Annotated in this window: 25 protein-coding genes; 12 read left to right on the forward strand and 13 right to left on the reverse strand. The window is 34.1% G+C overall.

Annotated elements, in window-relative coordinates:
- Positions 1-46 precede the first annotated feature (46 nt).
- Positions 47-1,738, reverse strand: coding sequence for a sodium/sugar symporter (locus HQN85_RS10145; RefSeq protein ID WP_173271789.1), 1,692 nt, complete (start codon positions 1,736-1,738; stop codon positions 47-49).
- Positions 1,739-1,936: 198 nt separating this feature from the next.
- On the opposite strand from HQN85_RS10145, the gene HQN85_RS10150 reads away from it, so the two are divergent.
- The 3 genes from HQN85_RS10150 to HQN85_RS10160 all read left to right on the forward strand — a co-directional run bounded on the left by HQN85_RS10150 (position 1,937) and on the right by HQN85_RS10160 (position 3,295).
- Positions 1,937-2,290: a DUF2752 domain-containing protein gene (locus HQN85_RS10150; RefSeq protein ID WP_173271791.1), complete on the forward strand. Its 354-nt coding sequence runs from the start codon at positions 1,937-1,939 to the stop codon at positions 2,288-2,290.
- A gap of 4 nt (positions 2,291-2,294) precedes the next feature.
- Positions 2,295-2,732, forward strand: coding sequence for a CCC motif membrane protein (locus HQN85_RS10155; RefSeq protein WP_216847260.1), 438 nt, complete (start codon positions 2,295-2,297; stop codon positions 2,730-2,732).
- Positions 2,733-2,884: 152 nt separating this feature from the next.
- Positions 2,885-3,295 (forward strand): BrxA/BrxB family bacilliredoxin, encoded by a 411-nt coding sequence (locus HQN85_RS10160; RefSeq protein ID WP_173271793.1) that lies wholly within the window; start codon positions 2,885-2,887, stop codon positions 3,293-3,295.
- A gap of 87 nt (positions 3,296-3,382) precedes the next feature.
- Here HQN85_RS10160 and cdaA read toward each other — a convergent pair whose 3' ends face one another.
- Together cdaA and folP are read right to left on the reverse strand one after the other, a co-directional pair.
- Positions 3,383-4,174, reverse strand: coding sequence for a diadenylate cyclase CdaA (gene cdaA / locus HQN85_RS10165; RefSeq protein ID WP_173271795.1), 792 nt, complete (start codon positions 4,172-4,174; stop codon positions 3,383-3,385).
- 73 nt (positions 4,175-4,247) lie between these two features.
- On the reverse strand, positions 4,248-5,105 hold the full coding sequence (folP, locus tag HQN85_RS10170) for a dihydropteroate synthase (protein ID WP_173272581.1): 858 nt from the start codon (positions 5,103-5,105) through the stop codon (positions 4,248-4,250).
- Positions 5,106-5,160: 55 nt separating this feature from the next.
- Between folP and HQN85_RS10175 the strand changes: the two genes are divergently transcribed.
- The 6 genes from HQN85_RS10175 (at position 5,161) to HQN85_RS10200 (ending at position 9,487) form a co-directional block, all read left to right on the forward strand.
- On the forward strand, positions 5,161-5,703 hold the full coding sequence (locus HQN85_RS10175; protein WP_173271797.1) for a DUF1599 domain-containing protein: 543 nt from the start codon (positions 5,161-5,163) through the stop codon (positions 5,701-5,703).
- A gap of 23 nt (positions 5,704-5,726) precedes the next feature.
- Complete coding sequence (locus HQN85_RS10180; protein ID WP_173271800.1) at positions 5,727-6,878, forward strand: BT_3928 family protein; 1,152 nt, start codon at positions 5,727-5,729, stop codon at positions 6,876-6,878.
- Positions 6,879-7,934, forward strand: coding sequence for an ABC transporter permease (locus HQN85_RS10185; protein ID WP_173271807.1), 1,056 nt, complete (start codon positions 6,879-6,881; stop codon positions 7,932-7,934).
- A gap of 1 nt (position 7,935) precedes the next feature.
- Entirely contained in the window at positions 7,936-8,376 is a 441-nt protein-coding gene (locus HQN85_RS10190) for a DinB family protein (protein WP_173271809.1), read from the forward strand.
- The gene (locus tag HQN85_RS10195; RefSeq protein WP_173271811.1) at positions 8,373-8,873 is read left to right on the forward strand and encodes a shikimate kinase; all 501 of its coding nucleotides are present in this window, start codon (positions 8,373-8,375) and stop codon (positions 8,871-8,873) included. The genes HQN85_RS10190 and HQN85_RS10195 overlap by 4 nt, the downstream gene beginning before the upstream one ends.
- Before the next feature lie 92 nt (positions 8,874-8,965).
- Positions 8,966-9,487 carry a GNAT family N-acetyltransferase gene (locus tag HQN85_RS10200; protein ID WP_173271813.1) on the forward strand — a complete coding sequence of 174 codons (522 nt, stop codon included), beginning with the start codon at positions 8,966-8,968 and terminating at the stop codon, positions 9,485-9,487.
- Between the two features lie 60 nt (positions 9,488-9,547).
- Here HQN85_RS10200 and HQN85_RS10205 read toward each other — a convergent pair whose 3' ends face one another.
- From HQN85_RS10205 to HQN85_RS10225, 5 genes are all read right to left on the reverse strand, one after another.
- Positions 9,548-9,946, reverse strand: coding sequence for an acyl-CoA thioesterase (locus HQN85_RS10205; protein WP_173271815.1), 399 nt, complete (start codon positions 9,944-9,946; stop codon positions 9,548-9,550).
- Between the two features lie 65 nt (positions 9,947-10,011).
- Positions 10,012-11,004: a metallophosphoesterase family protein gene (locus tag HQN85_RS10210; protein WP_173271817.1), complete on the reverse strand. Its 993-nt coding sequence runs from the start codon at positions 11,002-11,004 to the stop codon at positions 10,012-10,014.
- On the reverse strand, positions 11,004-12,707 hold the full coding sequence (locus HQN85_RS10215; RefSeq protein WP_173271819.1) for a M28 family peptidase: 1,704 nt from the start codon (positions 12,705-12,707) through the stop codon (positions 11,004-11,006). Before HQN85_RS10215 ends, HQN85_RS10210 begins: the two co-directional genes overlap by 1 nt.
- Before the next feature lie 211 nt (positions 12,708-12,918).
- A complete protein-coding gene (locus HQN85_RS10220; protein WP_173271821.1) occupies positions 12,919-13,362 on the reverse strand; it encodes a DoxX family protein in 444 nt (147 codons plus the stop codon).
- Between the two features lie 100 nt (positions 13,363-13,462).
- On the reverse strand, positions 13,463-14,449 hold the full coding sequence (locus tag HQN85_RS10225) for an alpha/beta hydrolase (protein ID WP_173271823.1): 987 nt from the start codon (positions 14,447-14,449) through the stop codon (positions 13,463-13,465).
- 69 nt (positions 14,450-14,518) lie between these two features.
- Here HQN85_RS10225 and HQN85_RS10230 point away from each other — a divergent pair, with 69 nt between their 5' ends.
- The 3 genes from HQN85_RS10230 (at position 14,519) to HQN85_RS10240 (ending at position 18,462) form a co-directional block, all read left to right on the forward strand.
- Complete coding sequence (locus HQN85_RS10230) at positions 14,519-15,490, forward strand: polyprenyl synthetase family protein (protein WP_173271825.1); 972 nt, start codon at positions 14,519-14,521, stop codon at positions 15,488-15,490.
- Complete coding sequence (locus HQN85_RS10235) at positions 15,490-16,545, forward strand: TerC/Alx family metal homeostasis membrane protein (protein WP_173271827.1); 1,056 nt, start codon at positions 15,490-15,492, stop codon at positions 16,543-16,545. Before HQN85_RS10230 ends, HQN85_RS10235 begins: the two co-directional genes overlap by 1 nt.
- A 465-nt stretch (positions 16,546-17,010) precedes the next feature.
- Entirely contained in the window at positions 17,011-18,462 is a 1,452-nt protein-coding gene (locus HQN85_RS10240; protein WP_173271829.1) for a M28 family peptidase, read from the forward strand.
- Between the two features lie 66 nt (positions 18,463-18,528).
- Here HQN85_RS10240 and HQN85_RS10245 read toward each other — a convergent pair whose 3' ends face one another.
- The 5 genes from HQN85_RS10245 to recJ form a co-directional block, all read right to left on the reverse strand.
- Positions 18,529-18,957 (reverse strand): CBS domain-containing protein, encoded by a 429-nt coding sequence (locus HQN85_RS10245; RefSeq protein WP_173271831.1) that lies wholly within the window; start codon positions 18,955-18,957, stop codon positions 18,529-18,531.
- Between the two features lie 84 nt (positions 18,958-19,041).
- Positions 19,042-19,449 (reverse strand): YkvA family protein, encoded by a 408-nt coding sequence (locus HQN85_RS10250; RefSeq protein WP_173271833.1) that lies wholly within the window; start codon positions 19,447-19,449, stop codon positions 19,042-19,044.
- Positions 19,450-19,489: 40 nt separating this feature from the next.
- A complete protein-coding gene (locus tag HQN85_RS10255) occupies positions 19,490-20,998 on the reverse strand; it encodes a GH3 auxin-responsive promoter family protein (RefSeq protein WP_173271835.1) in 1,509 nt (502 codons plus the stop codon).
- Between the two features lie 14 nt (positions 20,999-21,012).
- On the reverse strand, positions 21,013-21,747 hold the full coding sequence (lptB, locus tag HQN85_RS10260; protein WP_173271837.1) for an LPS export ABC transporter ATP-binding protein: 735 nt from the start codon (positions 21,745-21,747) through the stop codon (positions 21,013-21,015).
- Positions 21,748-21,816: 69 nt separating this feature from the next.
- A complete protein-coding gene (gene recJ, locus HQN85_RS10265; protein WP_173271838.1) occupies positions 21,817-23,520 on the reverse strand; it encodes a single-stranded-DNA-specific exonuclease RecJ in 1,704 nt (567 codons plus the stop codon).
- Between the last annotated feature and the right edge of the window lie 88 nt (positions 23,521-23,608).

The raw sequence follows: 23,608 nt of genomic DNA on the forward strand, positions 1-23,608 counted from the left end.
AAAAGCCTCTCAGTTTCCCGAGAGGCTTTTTTATTAAATGGTATGCTTAATAGAAAGCAGTATAAAGCGCAACTAATAAACCTATAATTAAAACTGCTCCAACTGCAAAGCCAGTAGTGGTTTTAAACATTTTAGTATCTATCTCTAAACTGTTAGGCGTAACTCCTTTTTTATTTTCGTATACGCTAATGATGTACATACCAATGGCACAAAATGCAAAAACGATCAGCATTCTATCCATAAAAGGAATTTCGAAAACACCTGCGCCGTTTTTAACCGCCCAACCAAAGTTATATAACGGTGATAAATCGAACATATTTGGCGTGAACTTTAAGAAGACAGAGATTAGGAAACCTCCAATGGTTGCAAATAGAGCTGCATTTGAAGTGGTTTTTTTCCAAAAGAAACCAAAAATAAACATGGCGAAAATACCAGGAGATACAAAACCTGTATACTCTTGAATATATTGGAATCCTTGTTTTCCTTCTCCCATTAAAGCATCACCAACTATAAATGATAATAGAACAGCGAGCAACATAGATACGATAACTGCTATTTTACCTACATTAACTAATCTAGTTTCTGATGCCTGAGGTTCGAAAGCTTTTTTATAAATATCTAAAGTAAAAATGGTAGCAATGCTATTTGCTTTACCTGCTAACGAAGCTACAATAGCTGCAGTAAGTGCTGCAAAAGATAAACCTTTTAAACCTGCTGGTAACAAAGTTAATAACGCTGGATAAGCTTTGTTTGGATCTTGTACACCTGAAGAGGTTAATAAATCGCCAGAGTTAATTACCCCAACATCATTTTTAATGATATAATAAACGGCAATACCTGGTAAAACAACTATTACAGGCATTAACATTTTTAAAAACGCCGCAAATAATAATCCTGCTCTAGCAGTAGGTAACGATGCTCCTAAAGCACGTTGGGTAATGTACTGGTTACAGCCCCAATAACTTAAGTTTGCAATCCACATCCCTCCAATTAATACACTTAACCCAGGTAAATCTATATAGTTAGGATTGTCTTTTTTAAAGATTAAATGGAAGTGTTCTGATGCACCATCTTTCAACATAGAGAAGCCACTTAAGATCCCTTTTCCTCCCGAAATAAGATTTAAAGCAATATAGGTTGCTACCAATCCTCCAAGAACTAAGAAAAATACTTGTATTACATCTGTGTAACCAATTACTTTCATCCCGCCAAGCGTAATGAAAATGGCAAAAATAGCTAAGGCCAAAATGCAGACAGTAATGCTTAGTCCTGATATTCCACTAATGGCTAAGGCTCCTAAGTATAAAATAGACATTAAGTTTACAACAATATAAAGCATTAGCCAAAAAACAGCCATAATCATAGCTACTTTAGAATTGTACCTTTGACTCAGGAATTGAGGCATTGTAAAAATTTTGTTCTTTAAGTAGACAGGCATGAAGAAAACGGCTACAATTATTAAAGTCGCTGCAGCCATCCATTCGTAAGCAGAAATAGCCAGGCCAAGTTTAAAACCCGAACCACTCATGCCAATCATTTGTTCGGCAGAAATGTTAGAGGCAATTAAAGATGCACCAATTGCCCACCATGTTAAAGAACCTTCGGCAAGAAAATAGTCTTTTGAACCCCCAGAGGCAGATTTTTTCTTATTGTAGATGTACAAACCATACGCGGCTACGATTACGAAGTAAATTAGAAATACAATGTAATCCTTCGTGTCTAATAAGTTATTTTTCATTCATTTGTGTTTATTTGATTTGAATTTTAAATGTAATAAATTGAAAAATAAAGTTCATGATTTAGAAAATATATTTTGATGTAATTTAAGCTAAAGTGTATGCTATATATGCTTATATGACAGCAAGTAGCAATTATTTCAAACCTCCTTATTAAAGTATTTTTGTAACTAGGTAAAAAATGATATTTTTATCAGTAGATGAAGGGAACGATTATACTTATTGCATTATTTTTTTTAAGCGAAAGTAAGGGCGTTATAAATTGGTTGCAAAATCATTTATTGTCGTGTCCATTTAAACAAACTTTAGGTATAGATTGCCCAGGTTGTGGTATACAACGTTCAATTTTAGAATTATTTCAGGGTAATTTGATAGCCTCTTTTAAGCTTTATCCAGCTACAATACCTATCATCACCTTATTTATTTATACTATTTTCCATTTAAAATTTGATTTCAAAAACGGAGCGATTTTTATTAAAATGCTTTATATTGGTATCACTTTAATTATTGTAATCAATTATATTTATAAAATATTTACTCATCAATTAATCTAACACTATGTCTGAAGAACAATTAGAACCACAAGAAACCCCACAACCTCAACCTAATCCGCAACCAAGTAATCAAAATCCTTTTCCGCCACAAAATGGAGGTTTTGGTTACGGAATGCAACAAACTTTGCCTAATTCAACTGTTGTTTTAGTATTGGGGATCCTTTCCATCGTATTTTGCTGCTGCTACGGTATACTTGGATTAATACCTGCAATTATTGCATTGGTGTTGAGTAAAAAAGATAGAACGCTTTACGAAATGAATCCAGCTTTATATACTTTAAGCTCTTATAAAAATTTGAATGCTGGTAGAGTTTGTGCCATCATTGGTTTAATTTTAAACATTCTTTCTTTATTATATTTCGCAGTGATCATCATTATGTTTGGTACAGGCATATTGAGTGATCCTCAAAAATTACAAGAAATGATGAAGGGTATGCAATAGTATTTCCAATTCAACAAAAAAAAGCAACTTGTGATAATATGCAAGTTGCTTTTTTGTTGTCTGTAAGTCAGCAAATTGTTATTTTATGTTGTACTAATTTTTAGCGCATCATATTTGTTATCTTTGCATATTATTAATAAAAAGAGAAAAGAATGTATCCAGAATATTTAGTAGAACCTATGCGTGCTGAGTTGACTAATGTAGGTTTTGAAGAATTAAAAACAGCAGAAGAAGTAGATAGCGCAATTAAAGGCGAAGGAACTGTTTTTGTGGTTGTAAACTCTGTATGTGGTTGTGCGGCAGCAAATGCTCGTCCAGCAGCAAAAATTGCAGCTTCTAATGAAAAACACCCTAGTAAACTAGTAACCGTTTTTGCGGGTATGGAAAAAGATGCGGTTGATAGAGCAAGATCTTACATGATGCCTTTTCCACCTTCATCGCCTGCAATGGCATTATTTAAGGATGGTAAATTGGTACATATGATAGAGCGTCATCAAATTGAAGGTCGCCCTGCACAAATGATAGCTGACAGCTTAATTGGTGCATTTGAGCAATATTGCTAGTTTAAGAAGATAAAAAAATTAAGGAGCAAGAATAAGGACAACTGTCTGATTTCTTGCTCTTTTCTGTTAAAGGAAATTCATGTTTTCTTAAAAATCTTTATTGAGTAACTTTTCTAATTCGCCAAAAGAAACGTTCATGCGAACACGACCTTGTTTGGCGTAGGCAATTTCACCCGTTTCTTCTGACACAATAACCGCAACGGCATCAGCTGTTTCAGATACGCCAATACCAGCTCTGTGACGCAAGCCAAATTGAGGAGGTAATTTATCATTATCAGTTAACGGCAAAATACAACTTGCACTTTTAATTTTATTTTCGGCAATCACGACAGCGCCGTCATGTAGTGGACTATGTTTTTGAAATATACTTTCTAATAAACGTTTAGATATTTTTGAATCGATAATTTCACAGCTATTGGTGAAAAGTTCATTATCGTAAAACTTAACAAATACAATTAATGCGCCTGTACGTGTTTTTTTCATGCTTTTGCAAGCATCAATAATGGGTTTAATTCGGATTAAATTATCCCGTTCTAGGTTTTTACTGCCAAACAAATAACCCCACCAGGCTTTGTTTTTTTGAAGAAAGGTGTTTTTACCAATATGTAGTAAGAATCTTCGAATTTCTGGTTGAAAAATAACAATAAGCGCCATAATACCCACGCTCATGAATTTATTAATAATAGCCGACAACAAATTCATGTGCAGGCCTTTTACCACATAATAAAAAATAAGAATAATGAACATGCCTAACAGCAAATTCACCGCTAATGTATTTCGTATTAGGCTGTAAATGTAATAGATCAAGATAGCCACTAGGACAATATCTATCCCATCAACCCAAGTAATTTTAAGAAAGTCAAAGTCAAGGCTTTTCATTGAGCACAAGTTAGTTATTTTAAGCCTCTCCATCAACAAAGAGCAAACTATAAAAGCTAAAAATCTAAAATTATTAAGGGTTTTTTATTCTTTCGATTAAAGTGATGCACTCTATTGCTTCTTTAACATCGTGAACTCTTAAAATCTTAGCTCCCTTAAGCAAAGCTGATGTATTTAAAACTGTGGTTCCGTTTAACGCATCAACAGATTTATTGTTTAACACTTTTGTCACCATAGATTTTCTAGAAAAACCTACTAAAATTGGCAATTCAAAAGAATTTAGTCGTTCCATATTTTGCAAAAGCTCGTAATTATGGCTTATCGTTTTTGCAAATCCAAAACCTGGATCGATAATGATATCTTTCACGCCCAAATTGCTTAAAACTGCTAATTTCTCTGAGAAATAAGTGCTTACTTCTTCAACTAGGTTATGGTAAGTGGGGTTTTCTTGCATGTTTTGCGGCGTACCTTTCATGTGCATCATCACATAAGGCACTTGTAATTTTGCTACTGTTTGGAACATTTTTTCATCTAAATTCCCAGCCGAAATATCATTAATGATATGTGCGCCAGCTAAAATAGATTCTTCAGCTACTTTAGCTCTAAAAGTATCAATAGAAACAAAAACATCTGGAAATTCTTTTGTAATTGCCTCAACTACTGGGACAAGTCGATTTAACTCTTCATCAATTGAGATATCTACAGCGCCAGGTCTGGAAGAATATGCTCCGATGTCTATGAACTTAGCACCTTCGTTTAAAAATTTTTCTGTTGTTTTTAAAGCATCATCAACACCTTTAATTCTGCTGTTGGCGTAAAATGAATCGGGAGTTAAATTTAAGATGGCCATCACAGCTGGGCTACTTAAATCTATCAGTTTGCCTTTGCTATTTAGTATTACTTTTCGGTTTAAAAATGTATCTTTAGCCATCATTTAATACAAAAATAGGTATTATGATAGCTTTAAACTAAATATTTTAATTGTTTTGGCAGTAAACACATCACAAGAGTACGACAACGTTATAGCGGTATGTAAATCGCTTTTTTTAAAGAAGACAAAAGATTATGGCACAGCGTGGCGTATCCTTAGAGCAGCGTCTATAACCGACCAAATTTTTATCAAGGCACAGCGTATTCGTACTTTAGAAGAAAAGAAAGTATCGAAAGTAGGAGAGGACATTACTTCTGAATATATTGGTATTGTAAATTACTGTGTAATTGCAATGCTACAACTAGAATTAAGCGAAAACGATCCTAACGAAATGGAGGTGCAAGAGGTTGAAAGTTTATTCGATAAACGTGTGAATGAAACTAAAGACTTAATGTTTGCCAAAAACCACGATTATGGAGAGGCTTGGAGAGATATGCGAATTAGTTCGTTAACTGATTTAATTCTGATGAAAATATTAAGGGTTAAACAAATTGAAGATAATTTAGGTCAAACTGTAGCTTCCGAAGGTGTAAAAGCAAATTATCAAGATATGTTGAATTACGCTGTTTTTGCATTGATAAAATTAGGAGTAAAATAATATTAGCCAATTAGCATTATACTATGTCGAAAATAGCATTAAACTTTTCTCGTTGGTTTGTTGGAGTTTTATTCATCTTTTCTGGCTTAATCAAAGCAAATGATCCACTTGGCTTTGGTTATAAACTACAAGAATACTTTGAAGTTTTTCATCTGAATTTTTTAAGCAATTGGGCTACGGGGATAGCTATCATTTTATGCGTTTTAGAAATTGTTTTAGGTGCACTTCTCTTATTTGGTTTTTGGCGTAATCAAGTAACTAAGGGCTTATTGGCACTCATTATTTTCTTCACTTTTCTCACGTTTGTTTCGGCAGCATTTAAAGTGGTTACCTCTTGCGGCTGCTTCGGCGATGCTATTCCACTTACACCTTGGCAATCTTTTACAAAAGATTTAATCCTATTGGTGATGATCGTCTATTTATTCATTCACCGCAATAAAATAGAACCTATTACCACCAATTTGGCTTGGCAAAAGAGATTAGCATCCATAGTGTTAATTGCATCCTTGCTTTTTGGATTGTTTACTTATAACTTTTTGCCAATTTTAGATTTCTTGCCCTATAAAATAGGTTCGAGCATTCCTGAATCTATGAAAATTCCTGATGGAGCAACTCCTGATGAATTTCTAATTATGTATCAGCTTAAAAATAAAGCAACTGGCGAAACTAAAACCTTGAGCGACAAAGATTATTTAAAGTTGGAGGTTTGGAAAGATAATAATTGGGAAGTAGTTGGTAACCCAGAAAAGAAATTGGTTAAAAAAGGGTATGATGTAAAAATTAAAGATTTGCTGATAGCAGATGCTTCGGGAACGGATTATACCAAAGAATTGATAGAAAATCCTTATTATAATTTAGTTGTGGTTGCCTACGATTTAAAAAATACCAATGAGCATGCCATTGCTGAAACGAATGCATTAGCCTTAAACGCTGCAGATCAGTTTAATATTAGAACCGTTTTGTTAACTTCTAATTCGGCAAAAGATGCAGACGCGTTTAGCAAAAAGATGAAACTTTTTATGGAAGTTTTCTATGCTGATGCTGTTCCTTTAAAAAGTATGGTAAGGGCAAATCCGGGTGTACTATTATTAAAGAATGGCGTGATTGTCGGTAAATGGCATTATCACAGTTTGCCATCGTTTAACGAATTATCTGAAAAATACTTTACAAAATAAATGGGAGCTTACGCGATTAGAAAATTGTTATATGGCTTGGCAGTAATGGCAGGAGTTATTTTAGTGGTTTTTGTGCTATTTAACATTTTGCCAGGAGATCCGGCCAGAATGACGATGGGTCAACGATCTGATGTGCAGTCGTTAGAGGCAGTGCGTAAAGAGTTTGGCTTAGATCGTTCAAAACCTGTTCAATTCTTTTTGTATGTGAATGATTTATCACCAATTAGCATTCATCCAAACACAACTGAAAATCAAGAAAAATATCATTTCCAAAAGTTATTTAGTGTAGGTAAAGATGTCATCGTATTAAAAGTTCCTTATTTGCGCAGATCATATCAAACTAAGAGAGATGTAACTACTATACTTTCGGAAACTGTACCTAATACTTTTGTGTTGGCTTTAACTGCAATGATATTTGCTACTATAATTGGGGTTTTATTAGGCGTTGTTTCTGCTGTTCATCAAGGTACGTGGATTGATAATGCGGCGAACTCTTTTGCAATATTAGGTATTTCTGCACCTTCTTTTTTCGCAGGGATTATTATTGCTTGGCTATTTGGATTTGTATTAGCAGATTATACAGGTTTAAATATGAGTGGCAGCTTATACAGTTATGATCCTTTTAAAGGAGAAGTTATTTCATGGAAAAACCTGTGGTTACCAATGATTACTTTGGGTTTGCGCCCGCTAGCTATCATTGTGCAACTAACCCGCAGTGCGATGTTGGATGTATTAGCGCAAGATTATATTCGTACCGCAAGAGCAAAGGGTCTAGGTCGCAACGCGATTATATACAAACACGCTTTGAAAAATGCATTAAATCCTGTAATTACTGCGATTTCAGGATGGTTTGCCTCTTTATTGGCAGGGTCATTCTTTGTAGAATATATTTTTGGCTACAATGGTTTAGGTCGAACAACAGTTACGGCGTTAGAGATGTCGGATTTTCCAGTAGTAATGGGTTCTATTTTATTTATTGCTTTTGTATTTGTAGTGGTAAATATATTGGTCGATTTGCTGTATGCATGGGTAGATCCAAGGGTTAAATTAGCGTAATATGTTACTAAAAAAGATGTTAAATTATACTGCTAAAGCCGATGCGATTTTAATAGCGGACTTAATTAAAGTGGCCCTTCCAGAAGCAAACAAGTTATTTAGTCATGTTTTAACAGCCCAACACATTTGGCTAAAGAGAGTTTTAAACCAAACACCAGATTTTGGCGTATGGGAAATAAAAAGTGTAGAGGATTTCCAAGCTATTAGTGAGCATAATTTAAAACTAGCTGAAGACATACTTCAACATGTTTCCCTTGAAAAAGATATCACCTATAAAAATGGTGCGGGTGATGAATTTACGAACAAAGTAGAAGATATTTTGCTGCATATCTGTAATCATTCTACCTATCACAGAGCGCAAATATCAACCATGTTAAGAGTGAGTGGTTATACTCCACCAATCACTGATTACATTATGTTAAAAAGAACGAACCAAATATGATTGTTTTTTTGGTGGGCTTTATGGGCTGCGGTAAAAGTACCAAAGCAAAACAGCTAGCAAATAGATTAAATTGCTCAGTAATAGACTTAGATGCTGAAATTGTGGAGAAGGAAGGTAAATCCATTGCTGATTATTTTGCTAAAAATGGCGAAGCTGCTTTTAGAGTGTTAGAAAGTGAAACATTAAAATCCTTTCCTTATCCAGAAACATGCGTTGTTGCAACAGGAGGAGGTTTACCTTGCTTTTTTGATAATATGGAGTGGATGAATGCGAATGGTAAAACTGTTTATTTACACATGACACCACCTCAATTGGTATCTAGACTTCATAACAGAGAGAAGAGGCCATTGCTAAAAGGTATGGATGACGAGCAGTTATTGTCTTTTATTCAAATGAAGTTAGCAGAACGAGATTATTATTATACCCAAGCTAAACTTGTTGTAAATGCATTTGATTTAGACCCTGCACTTTTGGAAGAGCAGTTAAAAGCTAAATAGTATATTTTAGATAGCTTTAGTGAGCTGTTTACAGTAACTATGAAGTTGTAAGTTTCAATCAATTACTTATTTTTGCCGCTTAAATTACTCAGATGAATATAAGTAGTGCAAAGCTTGAGGATGTTAAAGAACTAGAAAGACTTATTAACTCGGCCTATCGTGGTGAGGAGTCTAAAAAAGGCTGGACAACTGAAGCTGAAATACTAGATGGCATTCGCGTAGATGAAGCTGCATTGACACTATTGCTTACTCAACCAAAAGTAACAATACTGAAAATAAGTGATTTGAATAATAAGATATTAGGTTCAGTTTGCTTAGAAGTGAAATTACAAGGATTGTACCTTGGTATGTTTGCCGTATCACCTGTCACTCAAGGTAATGGTATAGGTAAGGCACTCTTAATGGCTGCAGAAGATCACGCTCTTCAAAATAATTGTGCTAAAATTATTATTTCTGTTATTAGCACCCGAGTTGAATTAATAGCTTGGTACAGCCGCCATGGTTATATAGCTACTGGAAATTCCATAGCATTTGATGAAATAGAAGGTAGGTTTGGTGATCCAAAAGTATCTGCAATTAGTTTAATAGAAATGGAAAAGGTGATCAATGCTTAGACTTTTGGTTAAATTTGTTTGAAATACTTCAAAAAACTAAGCTCAACAAACCATTATTCACTATTTTCCTTCTTGCTCAAACTGCTCTTCGATATATTTAATTTTTGTTTTGCCATGTGGAGTTGGTTCACCGTAATCGTTAATGTTTACAAAAACAATTTTATCTATAGTTAAAATGCTTTTTCTGGTAATTTTATTTCGCACTTCGCAACACATGGTGATGGATGTATTTCCAAAAGATGTAGCAGTTATTCCTAATTCAATAATATCGCCAAGTTTGCCAGAACTTACAAAGTTAATTTCAGACATGTACTTAGTGACTACTCTTGGATTCTCTAACTGAACAATTGCATATATAGCAGCTTCTTCATCAATCCATTTTAATAAACTACCACCAAATAATCCTCCATTAGGATTTAGATCTTCGGGTTTTATCCATTTACGCGTATGAAAATTCATAGTATTTGCTTTTATGCTAAGTTAACAATACGTAGCACAGAAAGTCTCATATGAATGCAACAAGCTTAATTTCTTTCCCTTTTAGAAATTCCATTAAATCCAATTATGGAATCGGGAAGTTCAGATAATTTCATTTCAATATTTTTGTTCGGTATAAAAGTTCGGTAGGTGAAATCTTTATATGATTTAATTGGAATCTCAATAATTGTATAAGCTCTGGTTGCTAAAGTCGAATCGCCAATAAGTTTTCGAGGGCCTTCACCAATGCAACCTGTATTTAATAAACGTAAGCTACCATCCCTGGCTGGATAATAAGCATGTTGGTGTCCACTGACGTATAAGTTTACATTGTTCCTTTTAAAGAAATCTACCGTTTCTTTTGTGGATGCTAAAACTTCACCTGGTTTATTCTTGCTATCTACAATGGCATAAATAGGTAAATGCCCCAGCAGTATTCTTAATTTTGCTTTTTTCGCTTTTTCTGAACTTAATTGCTTTTCCATCCATTTGTACACTTCAGCCTGAATAGTAGAACTAGCTGCATCCCAACTGATGAAGAAGACATCGTTTTTGGTATAACTATAATAAAATGGGAAGTTCTCTTTGTCAATAAAGTTTAAACCTAACTCCTCTTGATGATCATTCCAAAACTTTTGAGTAGCTGCTCTATCTTTTTTGAAATTTGCTGATGCATCGTGATTTCCAACTGTAAAGGCAAAAGGAACTTTCATTGCTTTGATGGGCGAGAATACATTTGCCCCAAAACTCTGCCACATATCAGTTAAATTCTGTTCAGTTAAGGAAGCTTTTTGTCCAGCTACCATATCTCCTGCACATAGAATTAGATCAGGTTTAATGCTATCAATTGCCTTAAGTGCAGCAGCAACGTCAGGATGATACACGGTAGAACCGTATCCAGAATTTAAGTCGCTGATGACTGCAATTTTGAAGAATTTATTTTTAATTGCTTCTTTAACAAAAGTAGCTTGATATTCAGTTATCGGTCTTCCTATTAAAAATAGACCTATTGTAAGAACAAAAGCTACTGCTAATTTCATTATTTTAATTCATCTAAATAAGCTTGAACCTGTTTCTCTACTGCTAAAGTCGCTACTTTGATAGAAGAACCCACTCGTGTGGTTTTTGCATCAACAGGCATTGTTCCAATTGTTGCTAAAGCATCTGTATACCACTTGCCCCAAACTTCTATAATGTGTTTTTCGTCAGCAGCAGACTTGCCTTCAGCGATTGCTTTTTTACTTAATTCGAATTCTGTTTTTAATCGTGTTAATGCATCATGTTTAACTTGATTAACTGTAGTGCTTGCTGTATTTTCATTTGCAGTAACTAATGTATAAGCAGCTGTTAAGGCACTAACACCAACATTTTTCATCGTAGTGGCAGATACTTTATCAATCCTGTCGTTATCTGTATGGTAAAATACATCTGTAAAATGCCACATTAATAAACCTGGTATTTTATTCTGTAAAAAAGGAGTATGATCGCTCCCACCTTCAAACGGATTAAAGTTTACTGTCCAGTTAGCAAACTTACCTTGAGTTTTACAGATATCGAAAATAAAATCGTTGTAATAATGAGGGAAAAGATCTTTTTCTTTCACATCACCTGCTCCCCATTCAGTGTGTTTATCAGCTCCACGAGTCCAAATTGCAGAAGGATCAGGCATTTTCTCGATTAAAAAAGAACCGCCAGTTTTTTTAGTATCCTCGCCAACCATATCTAAGCTCATTCCCCATAAAATTCCGGTAGCACGTTCTTTATCATCAGTAATGTATCTTCTTGTCGATACAATTTCATCGCCCCATAAAAAAGTTAAGGTGCGTTGTGGTTTTAACTGACCACTTTTAACCAAATTTGCAGTTACACGAGCCATTTCTGCTAAAGTTCCTACACCAGTAGCATTATCATTTGCACCAGGTTCTTGTACGTGTGCGCTGTATACAAAACGTTCATTTGGTTTTACGCTACCTTTTACGTTTGCAACGATGGTTAATTCATCAGATTCATAAATTTTAGTTTCAATATTAACTTTTAAAGTTACAGCGCCCTTTAAGCAAGCGGCTTTTAGTTTTTCTTTAACACCATATGATAAAAGCAAAGACCACACACCCGCATTCGCTGGCATACTGCCAAATGAGATGGAGGTTTGATATTTTTCTGGCTGATTATATTTAGGTACAGAATAGCCCATTACGCCAATTGCACCAGCTTTTGCAGCAGTATTAATTAATCTTCCTGCAGCTGCATCAGCAAATAAGATTTTTCCTTTTAGGTCTTTTCCTTCTAAATCAGCAGCTGCTCCTTTGCCTACAAAAATCACTTCTGCAGTTACACCGCCAGCAGGAGTTGATGGACAATTTATAGGGATCATATTGCGGTTGGTTTGAAACGCAATAAGTGGTTGATTTTCGCCAACTATGCTTACACTTGCATTTACTGGTTCCCAAGTACTACGTTTCATTGGGCGTTTTTCTATGCGGTAGGTTAATGGAGCTTCAAACTCATTTGCTTTTTCTTCTATATAGCCAGCTTTTTTTAATATTTCTTCCACACGGTGGATACTTGCATTAAAACCAGTATTGCCAGGTATACGAAAATATTTTTCGACAAACGAAGTAGTTTCGTATGCATTTTTTTCTTTAAAAGCCGCACGAGTTAACTTAAAATAGGTATCGGTTTGGGTTTGAGAAAATGCGCTCAGTGATAAGAGTGTTAATACAAAAAGAAAGATTTTTTTCATCGGTATAAATTTGTTTTCAGTTGTGATGAATCTATCAAAACCTGATAGATTCATGCTTGTTTTCTAGAACCGAAAGGTAATCAGTTATCCTGAAAATAAATCATGAATGAAATAAAATCTATGTGACAAAAGAAAAGTACTTCAATTTTATTGCATATAGATAAGCTAAGTGTATTAAACCTAGGAGTGTATGTGTTAAGATAAGAGTAAGTTATCTTTTATTCTTAATCTGATGGTCTACTGAGAGCGGGCCAGAACCAACTATCCAAAATAAAATGAGTAGACACAATACAATTAGTGATAACCATAACTCGGAGTTCAGAGCAGAAAATCCGTTAGCAATGTTTACAAATACAATAGCACAAATTAAAATTGGAATTTGAATAACTACTGCAAAGCGTGTTACTAAACCAATAATAATTAAAATGCCGCCTACTAAATGTGCAAAGGCCACAATGTGAATAGCAACACTTGCCATCATTCCTGAAAAACCAAAAATGCTATTGTTAATTAAGATTTCTTGCTGGGCGCCCGTATCGCTGATGAGCGCAATACCTTTACTAAATATGATCAGGCCTAATACAATTCTAACTATATCTAGCCATTTTGCGTGATGGGCATCACCCCAGTGCTCAACTTTTTGGATAACATTCATGACAAACCTCCTTTTAAGCTACATGAAGTTAACAATCTAAATCTAGATTTGCAAAATATTTTGGAGAAATTGGAGTATAGCGTTTTACATAAAGTCTAACTTAGTGTGTTGATTTTCTTGCTTTTATAAAATCATCCATTGCATGTTCTACACCTTCTATATCTTTTGAAGTAATTGAAGAACCGATCACATGGTTGCCAGCATTTGGAATAGCAATTTTTTGTTTATCCCTTACAGGCGTTCCTAATTCATCAAACATTTTTAGCATGGCATCTACTTTTACAACAGGATCTTGCTCAGCATCGTTTTTATAGTAATAAAGAAGCAACACAGGTTGTTTTACTTTTTTGAATAGCGATGTAGTCATGCTACTTTCTAGCATTTCTTCTAGTTGAACTACAGATTCAAGACGATAATGAGTATACCAGTATTTTTTATATTCTGGACTTCTACCATCTACCGTTCGTTCATTTCCTCCAGTTACTTTACGAGCAATTTGTAACCCCCATGGATTATTTAAGAGCCAAGCTTTGTTGTCATTTATTGCAATATTTGGCGACATCAATACTAAACTATTTATTTCTGGATAGGTTGCGGCTAGCTGTAAGGCCAAACTTCCACCAGTAGATGTACCTACCAGTATTACTTTTTTACCTAATTTTTTGCCAATAGCATATGCTTCCTTGCCTGTCTCCCAAAGGCGATCTGCTGTAAAATACTGCATGGGTGCAACGGTATCAATTCCATGATCTGCTAAACGAGCTAAATATAAGTTGGCATGTAAAGCCTTAGCCAAGTAGGTATAAGCCGGATTTCCTTCTTGTTTAGATGCTGAAAAACCATGTAAATAAACAATAGCATATTCCGTTTGTTGTCGAGTGCTGTCTGCCCAAACAATTTCGGCTTCATTACCTGGCTTAATTTTGTGTTTAGCTTCTTGCGACGCAACGTATGTAGGCAGTGCCACCAACTCGGGAATTATAGGAAGTTTAACCTTGTAGAGGGGTGTAGTTGGCTTTGGGCCAACTAAATAAATAACGACTATTGTTATTAGAAGGATAAATAGTGCACTTAGGAATATTTTCATGTTAATAGTTTGATTAAAAATACGCTTTTAATGGAATTTAAGTAAGTTTGCAGACACATTTTTAGCTGAATGCCAGGAATAAATCAGATAAAACTACCTATAGCCGCAGAGATTGATGCATTTGAAGCAAAGTTCAAAGATTCTATGCACAGTGAGGCGCCGCTATTAAATAGAATTACACATTACATTGTAAAAAGAAAAGGCAAACAAATGCGACCTATGTTTGTGTTTTTTGCTGCGAAACTTTGCGGTGGAATTTTAGAATCTACTCATCGCGGCGCTGCATTAGTAGAGCTTTTACATACTGCAACTTTGGTGCATGATGATGTAGTTGACAATGCTTATGAACGGCGTGGATTTTTCTCTATTAATGCACTTTGGAAAAATAAGATCGCGGTTTTGGTAGGCGATTATTTATTAGCAAAGGGTTTGTTGCTTTCTGTAAACAATAGTGAGTTTGCTTTGTTGAAAATTGTATCAGAAGCAGTACAGCAAATGAGCGAGGGTGAATTGCTGCAGATCGAAAAAGTTAGACGAATGGATATTAGTGAAGAATTGTATTTTGAGGTTATTCGTCAAAAAACAGCTTCCTTAATTGCATCATGTTGTGCGTGTGGCGCTGCATCTGCAGGTGCTGATGCAGAAACGATTGAAAAAATGCGCTTGTTTGGAGAGAAAGTTGGAATTGCTTTTCAAATTAAAGATGATACATTTGATTTTGGTACGGATGATGTAGGTAAACCTTTAGGGATTGATATTAAAGAAAAGAAAGTTACACTACCTTTAATTTATGCTTTAAATAGAGCCGAAAAGGCAGAACGCAAAAGAATAATAAACTTGGTTAAGAACCACCAAGATGATCCTAAAAAGATACAAGAGGTAATTGATTTTGTAAATAGTAAGGATGGTGTGCATTATGCGAATGAAAAAATGTTAACCTACCAGCAAGAAGCTTTTGATATTTTATATCAATTTGAGGAAAGTGATGCAAGAACAGGTTTAGAACAATTAGTAAGGTATACAACGGAACGTAAAAAATAATGTCGAACGAATTATTATTCATTGGTGGTTTCTTAGTCTTCATAGTGCTGATTCTAGCTTTAGACTTAGGCTTATTCAGTAAAAAAGATCATATCATTAGCTTAAAGCAAGCAGGTATCATGAGTTTTATCATGGTAATGCTGGCATTGGGTTTTTACTTTTTATTGATTTTAGAAGGGCAAGAGCTACATGGCATTCATAATTATGCAAAGCTGGAGCAAATTGTAAAAGCACATCAGCATCAGATTACATTAATACCTGGAAACTTTGAAGAGAGCTTGAAAATATATAAGCAAAATCTGGGTATAGAGTTTTTAACGGGTTATGTAATTGAGTATGCACTTTCTGTTGATAATATATTTGTAATTGTACTTATTTTTTCAGCCTTTGCAGTTCCTGAAAAATATTATCACCGTGTTTTATTTTGGGGTATTTTGGGAGCAATCGTAATGCGTTTCATCTTCATTTTTGTAGGTGCAGCCTTAATTACTAAATTCTCTTGGATATTATATGTATTTGGAGCATTCTTAATATTTACGGGTATACGGATGTTTTTTTCGAAAGAGGGCGATGATAAGATTGATACTGAAAAACATCCAGTAGTTAAATTTGCTTCGAGATTTTTTTCAATTCATCCACGTTATGAAGGAAATAATTTCTTCCATAAAATAAATGGAAAAACATTATTAACACCTTTATTTTTAGTGCTATTAATTGTTGAATTTACAGATCTAATCTTTGCAGTAGACTCGATACCTGCAATTTTTGCGGTGACTAAAGATGCTTATATCGTGTTCTTCTCCAATATCTTTGCTATTATGGGCTTAAGATCAATGTTCTTTTTATTGATCAATATTATTCATAAATTCCATTATCTTAAAACTGGTTTAGCAGTGCTATTAACGTTTATTGGTATAAAAATGCTTGCTCACGATTATTTAAAAGCTTGGGGCTTTACTACCGAACATTCTTTATTAATCATACTCTTTATTTTAACAGCAAGTGTAGTTGCTTCATTAGTTTTTCCAAAACGGAAACGAGTTCATGCTGATTAATTTATTCAAAACGAATTTATAAATTTTTAAACTCATCTATTTAGGTGAGTTTTTTTGTTTTGCATTATCCAGTAATTTTTAAGATTGAAGGAAAAACACCCTATATCTTGTTTCTTTTAAATTAATTCCTCAAATATTGATATATAATCAGTAATGATTGTCTTCATATGCCATCCCTCAAAAGACGATTTTTTAAAGAAAATAGACTAAGTACTTTTGAAATGTTAATTCTAAATCATTACAATTTCGAATTTTTACAATTAAATGCAGTTATAGCCAGTTATGCCAAACTGAACCTTTAGCTGAATAGATATTAAGATTTTAGGAAAGGAGTTTCCTGATTAACAAGTAGAGAGGATAGGGTCTGGCAATGAAAAACGCTGGGCCCTTTTTTAATTCTAAAATTTTATAAGCAATACTTTATCTTCCACTTAAAAACCTTAATTTCATCAAAAAATTAGATTGATGAAGAATTTCTTTTTAGTAGCACTAACAAGCTTATGTTTATCCGCAAGTGCGCAGGATAATTTCGAACCTGTTTTTAAACAGATTAATACCGAAGTACAAAATAATTCAAAAGCTTATAGCACGTTAAAGGATGCTTCAATAACTATTGGTCATCGTTTAACAGGTTCTGCAAATGGCGCAAAAGCTGAAGAATATGCTTATAATTTATTGAAATCTTATGGATGTGATGTTAAATATCAACCTTTTGAGGTAGAAAGTTGGGATAGAAGAACACTTGCTGTTAAAATAGGCAATTCTGCTAATGAGTTATTACCAATGAAGGCTGTAACATTAGCGCATTCACCAGTATCTGCAAAAGTGACTTCGGATATTATTGATGTGGGCAATGGGTTGGAAGCAGATTATCAATCTTTAGGAGATAAAGTGAAAGGTAAAATTGCTTTAATCTACTTAGGGGTATTACCTGGATCTCCAAAGGGAACTGCTTCACTTCATCGTTCTGAGAAAACAGCTATTGCAACAAAATATGGTGCAGTTGGTGTGATTATCATTAATACAGTAAAGGATGGAGTTTTATTAACAGGTACAGCTTCGGTAACTGGTAAATTAATTCCCATTCCTGCAGTATGTATTGGCTTGGAGAATGGAATGGCACTAAAGGAAAAATTGAAAACTGTTAATCAAATAGCTTCAATTGAAATGACTAATTTTTCAGGAGTGATTAAAGCTCGTAATGTAGTTGCTACTTTTAAAGGAAATGAATTGCCTAACGAAAAAATTGTTGTTGGTGGTCACTTAGATAGTTGGGATTTAGCTACAGGCGCTATTGATAATGGAATTGGATCTTTTTCTGTAATTGATATGGCTCGTACATTTAAGAAGTTAAATCTTAAAACCAAAAGAACAGTTGAGTTTGTTTTATTTATGGGCGAAGAGCAAGGTTTGCTAGGTTCAAAGGCTTACATTGCACAAGCTAAGCAAAATGGTTCTTTAGATAAAGTTAGCTTTATGTTGAACTATGATATGACCAATGATCCAAAAGGGTTTTCAACTTCGAGAAAAGAAATGGAGCCATTGTTTAAAAGCTGGGGTGCTGAGGTAGCTCAGATTGATACAAATTTTAAAAACTTATTTCAAGCTGGTGCTGGTTTACATAGCGATCATCAGCCGTTTATGTTGGAAGGAATACCAACTGGCGGTGGGGCAGGAGGCAGATTACCAAATAATTCTGGTCCTTATTATCATTCTGATGGAGATGTGTTTAAATTAGTTGACGAGCAAGAGTTAAAAAATACTGTGCGTTATTCAGCTATGCTTACTTACGCTTTAGCAAATACGCCAAAAATTCCTGTTAGCAAACAGAATGAAAAAGATTTAGAAGCATTTTTAGAAAGTCAGAATTTAAAAGAACCACTTAAAATTGCTGGCGAGTGGAGATGGAAAGACTAGTTGGTTTGTTATTTAGATAATTAGTTTTTAGGTATTGACCCTTAAAAACAAAATAACTAACAAAAATTAGCTATTAATGTAGCTTTCTAATTGAGAAATGGTCTGTTTTTGATCGGCGATAATAAATTTTACTACGTCACCAATAGAAACCATTCCAGCTACTTTTTCTGCTTCAATAACGGGTAAATGCCTAATGTGTTTATCCGTCATTATTTGCATGCACAGCTCTATGCTATCGGCAGGATTTACTGTAATTGGAGCAGTAGTCATTGCATCGTTAATCAATGTATCTTTTGAGGATTTGCCATGTAAAATAATTTTCCTCGCATAATCTCGTTCTGTAAAAATACCTAACAAGGTAACGTCTTCCATGATCAATAATGCACTAATATTTTTATCTGTCATTATTTTTAGCGCATCTAAAACTGAAGTTGTAGGAAGCACACTATAAATTTGAACAGGTTTGGTATTAAGAATTTGCTGTACAGTTTTCATAATTGTTTGTTTATTAGCTACTTAAATTTAGCTAAAAAAACTTTAATTCCAAATAAGAAAACTTAAACTAAAACATTGAATAGCTTAAATATTAATGATTTTACGTTGAGCTGCTTTCCAACTTAAATATTTTTCCAAATCTTTAGCAACTTGTTTATACACAAAACTTAAAATAAGCGCATCATCCACAAACCCCAACCCCGTAATAAAATCTGGAATAAGATCTAATGGCGAAATGAAATACAATAAACAGGCAACAATTGCAATGATTGATCTTTTTGGAATAGTCGTATAACTTCCATTCGCATAAGCTTTTGCAACCTCAAACAGTAAAACTAACTGATCCCAGATATTTGTTAAAGTTCCTTTATGCTTATTGGCTTTTTTTAAACCTTCTTGTACTTTTTTAAGCGTACTATTTTTATCTAATAGAATTTGTTTTGCACTTTTTTTTAAGATATTAAACCTGCTGGTGAGTTTATTTAAATCCATAGCTATTCTTTTGTATTATAGCTACAATAAGCATACCTAATTAAAGCATTTTTAATATTTCATCTACATACTTGCGCTCATTTGCTAAGCGAGGAACTTTGTGTTGGCCACCTAATTTCCCAACTGCCTTAAGCCATTTGTAAAAAGTATCTGTAGGAGCATTATGTACTTTTGGGCGACGCAATGCCATGTCTTTAAAGCGTTTTGCGTCATAATCTGAATTTACTTCACGTAATGTTTGATCTAAAATGTCTATAAACTTTTCGAAATCTCTAGGTTGTGTTTCAAATTCAATAATCCATTCGTGACCACCAACATCTTCGCCATTAAAATAAATAGGACAAGCTGTATAATCTTTAACTTTTGCTCCAGTTTCATTGCAAGCTTTCGTTAGTGCATTTTCTGCATTGTCAATAATTACTTCTTCACCAAATGCATTAATAAAGTGTTTTGTACGACCTGTAATTTTAATTCTGAAAGGAGAGATAGAAGTAAATTGTATAGTATCTCCAATTAAATATCGCCATAAACCTGCATTGGTAGTAATAATAATAGCGTAGTTTTTATGGAGTTCTACTTGTTCTAATGTTAAGGTTTTTGGGTTTTCGTCTTCAATATTTTCTAAAGGAAGAAATTCATAAAATATACCATAATCGAGCATAAGTAATAGTTCTTCAGAATCATCCTGATCTTGTATGCCGAAAAAACCTTCAGAAGCATTATACGTTTCCAAATAATACATATCCTTAGAAGGAATTAACTCTTTAAACTGTTCACGATAAGGAGTAAAATTTACTGCACCATGAAAATAGAGTTCTAGGTTTGGCCAAACTTCTAATAGATTCTTTTTGCCAGTTAATTCTAATACTTTTTTTGCTAAAACGATTGTCCATGTTGGTACACCAGAAATGCTAGTTACGTTTTCTTTAATGGTGGCTTCGGCCATTTTATCCATTTTATCTTCGTAATTATCCATTAACGCAATAGAAATATCAGGCGTTCTATAATACTCTGCCCACATCGGTAAATTTTTTATGAGCACAGCCGATAAATCTCCATAATGGATATCTTCGCAAAGCTGATTAATTTGATGACTTCCTCCTAAAACTAAGCCTTTACCTGTAAACATTTGAGTATTTGGGCGATTATTACAGTAGATGGAAATCATATCTTTTCCGCCTTTGTAATGACATTCTTCTAGCGCTTCTTCAGATACTGGAATAAATTTGCTTCTATCGCTAGTAGTGCCAGATGACTTAGCAAACCATTTAATCTCTGATGGCCAGAGGATATTTTGTTCACCTTTGAGCATGCGCTCGATGTAAGGTTTTAAAGTGTCATAATTTTGGATAGGTACACGTTCCTTAAACTGACCAATCGTTAGAATAGATTTATAATCGTATAACTTACCCCATTCTGTATTTTGAGCGCTAGAAATTAAAGTGTGTAACCACTCTTCTTGTACATCTAATGGATACTTTTTAAAAAGCTCAATCTGGTGAATGCGCTTTTTCATATACCACGTAAAAATAGAATTTACAATTGCCATGTGAGATCCTAAGATTATAAATTTTTTCTACGCAGTACAAAATTTGAGCCTAAATATACTTTCCGAACCATTTCATTAGCGGCTAGTACTTCGGGTGTGCCAGATTCTAAAATCTTTCCTTCAAAAAGCAAATAAGCTCTATCTGTAATAGATAATGTTTCTTGCACATTATGATCTGTAATCAGGATTCCTATGTTCTTTTTCTTCAATTTGGCTACAATCGTTTGTATTTCTTCAACAGCAATTGGATCAACTCCTGCAAAAGGCTCATCCAATAAAATGAAGTTAGGGTTGGCCGCCAAAGCACGAGCAATTTCCGTTCTACGACGTTCGCCTCCAGAAAGTAAATCGCCACGATTTTTTCTTACTTTATGTAAACTAAATTCGTTAATTAATTCTTCTAGTTTTTCGTGTCTTTCTTCTTTATTTAGACTGGTCATCTCTAAAATGGCCATAATATTGTCTTCAACCGTTAATTTCCTAAATACACTAGCTTCTTGTGCCAAATAACCAATTCCTTTTTGCGCTCTTCGGTACATTGGGTCTTTCGTAATATCTAAACCCTCAAGTAAAATAGTGCCTTCATTTGGTTTAATTAAACCAACAATCATGTAAAAAGAAGTCGTTTTTCCAGCACCATTCGGTCCTAATAAACCTACGATCTCTCCCTGACTTACTTCAAAAGATACATGGTTTACAACTGTACGTTGCTTATATTTTTTAACTAGATTTTCGGCTCTTAAAATCATTTATATTTTAGTTTTTGGGGTAGTTAGTTTTTTGGCTGCTTTAGTCTTTTAATTCACAACTTTTAACTTTCAACCTTCTATCTTTATTCCTTTTATATTTAGCTGCAAGCGCTTTTTATCTTTCCAAACATTTTCTTCAATTGTATAACATACAGAAAAGGTTTTATTCGGTTCTAATTTAGCTTCAAATTCTCCTAAACCAAAAGCGATGCCTTCAAAAATAGCTGAATTTTGTTGTTTTATGCTCAACTTTAAATGATTTGTGCCAACAATTTGCGCTGGACCAACCAGATTAACGCCTTTGCTTACAAATACTGGAGACATATTTTGAGGCCCAAATGGTGCCATCTGACTTAATATGCGATAATATTTAGCGTCAATTTGGTTTAAATTAATTTCGCAGTCAATTTTTATTTCAGGAATGAGCAGATTAGGACTAATTGTCGAGGCAACTACACTTTCAAATTTTTCAGAGAATGGAATTAAGTTTTCAGGTTTAATGGTTAAGCCAGCAGCATACTTATGACCACCAAATTGTTCTAATAAATCACTACAAGAAAGCAATGCCTCATATAAATCGTAACCTACAACAGAACGGGCAGAACCTGTATAGTTGCCATTAGATTCTGTTAATACAATAGTTGGTCGGTAATATTTTTCGGTTAAACGAGATGCAACAATACCAATTACACCCTTATTCCAGTTCTGCTGATAAACTACAGTAGTCTTTCTATTGATCAACAATTCGCTTTCTTCAATAATTGCTAGTGCTTCTAAGGTAATATTCTGATCAAAAGATTTGCGTTCTGTATTTTGCGAATTGATAAATAGACTTTGCTCATCAGCCAATACAGTCTCATCACTTAGTAAAACCTTCACAGCGTCTTTTGCATCGCCCATACGGCCTGCAGCATTAATTCGTGGTGCTAATAAAAATACAACATCTGTAATAGAATAGCTATCGTTTTTACCAGCAATTTGCATTAAAGCTTTTAAACCACAGCAAGGATTTTCATTTAATTTTATCAATCCATAATGAGCCATTACCCTATTTTCATCAACAATGGGAACAATATCTGCAGCAATACTTACCATGCATAAATCTAAATATTGCTCATAATTTTGGTCGGGTAAATCGTTTGCTTGAGAATAGGCTTGTGCCAATTTAAAACCAATTCCACAGCCAGATAATTCTTTAAAAGGATAATCGCAATCAGCTCGTTTGGGATCCAGTACGGCAATTGCATTTGGCAATTCTTCTCCTGGTAAATGGTGATCGCAAATAATAAAATCAACACCCAAAGAATTTGCATAGGCAATTTTATCAACTGATCTAATCCCGCAATCTAAAGCAATAATTAACGTAAAACCGTTCTCTTTAGCAAAATCAATACCTCTAGTAGAAATCCCATAACCCTCTAAATGCCTGTCGGGAATATAGTATGCAATTTCACTAGTAAACTGACTAAAGAAACTGTAAGTTAACGCAACTGAAGTAGTTCCATCTACATCATAATCACCATAAACTAATATCCTTTCATTATTTTGCAAAGCCGATGTAATTCTTACAATAGCTTTTTCCATATCCTTCATTAAAAAAGGATCATGTAACTGCGTAAGTGTAGGTCTAAAAAAGTAACGAGCATCCTCAAAATTCGAAATGCCTCTTTGAACTAATAATTGAGCTAAAGAGTAGTCTATATTTAACTCTTGGGCAAGTGTTTTACACGTTTCTACATCACATTGGTCTATCTGAGCCCATCTTTTTTCCATCTAGTTCTTCTTATTATTCGATAATCCCTATGACTGTAAGTTCATCTAGGTTCCATATATTTGTCCTATCGCTCGTAAATATATCATT

Origin of the sequence: Pedobacter boryungensis, from assembly GCF_013204825.1 — a bacterium.
Lineage (GTDB): Bacteria > Bacteroidota > Bacteroidia > Sphingobacteriales > Sphingobacteriaceae > Pedobacter > Pedobacter boryungensis.